Raw genomic sequence first — 1516 nt, 5'->3', positions numbered from 1 at the left:
TACTACTGTGTCACATAATGGTGACGCTGAGTGAGGCGGTGGCAGCAGGGACATCGCGGCATGCTGCGGGCAAGTTCGCGAGCGATGCGGAGGCGCATGGTGGTGATGGAATTGGCGACGTGGCGTTCAGGCCGGATCGGCGGCACCCCTTGGCCGGTATGTTTTGGGAACGTCAGGCGCTTGGATGAACGGGGTGCTGCATTCTGCTGAGGGGGGAATCGCTGCCCGTTCGGCGATCAGGAAACCGTAGGCTGCGATGCAGAGGGTGGCGTGGTGGTGAAAGCCACGCCAGCCGCGGCCCTCATAGTGGCCGAGGCCGATCTCTTGCTTCATCTCCTGATAGTCGCGCTCGATGCGCCAGCGCAGCATGGCGTGGCGGACCAGGCTGGTGCGGTTGGTGTTGGCGGGCAGCGTGGAGAGCCAGAGTTTGGTGGGCTCGGCTTCACCAACGGGCCATTCGATCAGGCACCACTCCTCGGCTCGTGGCGTGGCAGCCTTGTAATCGCGGTGGGCGGGGCGCACGCGGACGGCGGCAAAGCGCGAGGCGAGTGGGGCGTTCGTGCCCTGGCGCCACTTCACACGGCGCCACGCCCCTTTGGGCAGTCCGGCGGCGAGGTCCTTGGCCGCGACGGGCTTATGGTCGGCGCTGCGGCCGACGCGGGTCGGCGGCCGCCCCCGCCCGCTCCAGGGTTTCACCGGCAGCGGTGCCTGGCCAGGCGGCCAGAGGCTGGCGGAGGATTGGATGCCGACGACGTAGGTCAGGCCCAGGGCGGTGATGCCGTCGCGGAAATCAGTGTCCACGCCATAGCCCGCATCGGCCAGCACGATGCCGGGCGGGATGCCATCGGCCTGCGCCGTGCGGATCTGTTCGAGGGCGATCTGCGGCTTGGTGGCGAAGCGCAGGTCGTCGGGCACGCCAGCCTTGCTGCGCCGCGCGGCATCCTCGGCCCAGGCCTGCGGCAGGTACAGACGCCAGGCCACCGGCAGGCTGGCATGCTCATTGGCGACGGAGAGGCTGACGGCGACTTGGCAATTGTCCTGCTTGCCGAGTTGGCCGCAGTACTGGCGCGCCACGCCGACGGAGTGCTTGCCCTTCTTGGGGAAGCCAGTGTCGTCGATGATCCAGGCCTGGATCGGCCCGTGCTGCTGGATGGCGGGCAGCACGCGGGCGCGCACCACGGCGAGCACCGCCGCGTCGGACCAATCGGCCTTGGCGATCAGGTGGTGCAGCGATTGATGGGCGGCCTGGACCCTCCCAGGCTCGACGCGCGCGGCCATCGGCTCGATGCTCTTGCGCTCGCCCGGTAGCAGCAGGCCTGCGCAGTAGCGCCGAGCCGGGGCGACGCGGTCGGCATGGCCGAGGGCCGCGCCAAGCGCCTCGACATAGGCTGAAAACCGCGATTCACTGCCGTCCAACGAGGATGAAAGGGCCATACGCCGCCTCCATGCGTGAGAATCTCCACGCATACAAAAGCACAGCCCAATCAGGCAAGTTCTTTATGACACAGTAGTACTA

1 protein-coding gene is annotated in these 1516 nt (G+C 67.7%); it reads right to left on the bottom strand.

Annotation, left to right across the window (positions count from 1 at the left end; all coding sequences use genetic code 11):
* Positions 1 to 126: 126 nt before the first annotated feature.
* Positions 127 to 1434 carry an IS701 family transposase gene (locus J3S20_RS29870; protein ID WP_216840571.1) on the bottom strand — a complete coding sequence of 436 codons (1308 nt, stop codon included), beginning with the start codon at positions 1432 to 1434 and terminating at the stop codon, positions 127 to 129.
* Positions 1435 to 1516 lie beyond the last annotated feature (82 nt).

The organism is Falsiroseomonas tokyonensis, from assembly GCF_019024325.1.
Taxonomy (GTDB): Bacteria; Pseudomonadota; Alphaproteobacteria; order Acetobacterales; family Acetobacteraceae; genus Falsiroseomonas; species Falsiroseomonas tokyonensis.
Note: the sequence above shows the minus strand (reverse complement) of the source record. Positions and strands in the feature narration are given on the sequence as shown.

What these genes read in the sequence shown, in the direction of transcription:
- J3S20_RS29870 (WP_216840571.1), bottom strand. Translation starts at nt 1,434, where the DNA reads ATGGCCCTTTCATCCTCGTTGGACGGCAGTGAATCGCGGTTTTCAGCC.